Source organism: Vibrio sp. 03_296 (assembly GCF_002265885.1).
The window spans coordinates 1-872 of sequence record NZ_NPKW01000190.1 but is presented as its reverse complement, the minus strand read 5'-3'; the positions used below and the strand labels follow the sequence as shown (position 1 = coordinate 872).

The window sequence follows — 872 nt, the reverse complement described above, 5'->3', positions numbered from 1 at the left end:
TCTCTCCTGATGACTATTGCTAACCGGTGTAAGTGTGTTGCTCGCCCCTTGCCCATACATGGTAAGGAAGCAGGTATTGTTATGTGMCCACGTTACGATAAACTCGCCAAAAATAAAGTATAAATTCATTATTTTACATATTTATTCATGATTATTTTAAACCTTCCATACAAAAAAGGCTCAGCAGATGCCTGCTGAGCCTTGTAATTGTCAAACAATAATCGTGTTTATTTCTTTTGGTTGTTCAACGCACGAATACGGCTTGAGAGCGAATACAGGCGAATAAAGCCACCAGCATGGCTGTGATCGTACACTTCATCTTCACCAAAGGTGGCAAACTCTTCAGAGTACAAGCTGTTGTCTGAACGCTTCTGCGTCACCGTAGCCATGCCTTTATACAGCTTCACCACGACTTCACCATTGACATCCTGTGCCAACTCATCTGCCGCATGCCATGATCGATTTACGCCAGTGGTGTGAACCAGCGACCATCATTACGACAAGGTGAGATGCTTTTAAAACCCAGTTCTTCACGGAACTCAAAAGACGTTTTGTCCAGCACCAACTGCTCAACCGCACGCAGCGCTTCCATCATGATGGTGCCCCCTGGGGTTTCATAACAACCACGAGACTTCATGCCAACCAGACGGTTTTCTACGATGTCGATACGACCAACACCATGCTTCGCGCCTTTTTCGTTGAGGTAAACCAGTGCGTTGTAAGGTGTCATTTTTTCACCATCCACCGCCACAACTTCACCTTTTTCAACTTGTACGGGTAACGAATTCCGCTTCATTCGGCGCTTGCTCTGGATCGATGGTCCATACCCAGCAATCTTCATTCGGTAGACATTCCAGGTACTTTCTAGTACG

General features: G+C 45.7%; 1 pseudogene. It reads right to left on the bottom strand.

Annotated elements, in window-relative coordinates:
- Positions 1-227 precede the first annotated feature (227 nt).
- Positions 228-872: pseudogene (locus tag CIK04_RS22815) on the bottom strand (argininosuccinate synthase); the annotation flags it as partial.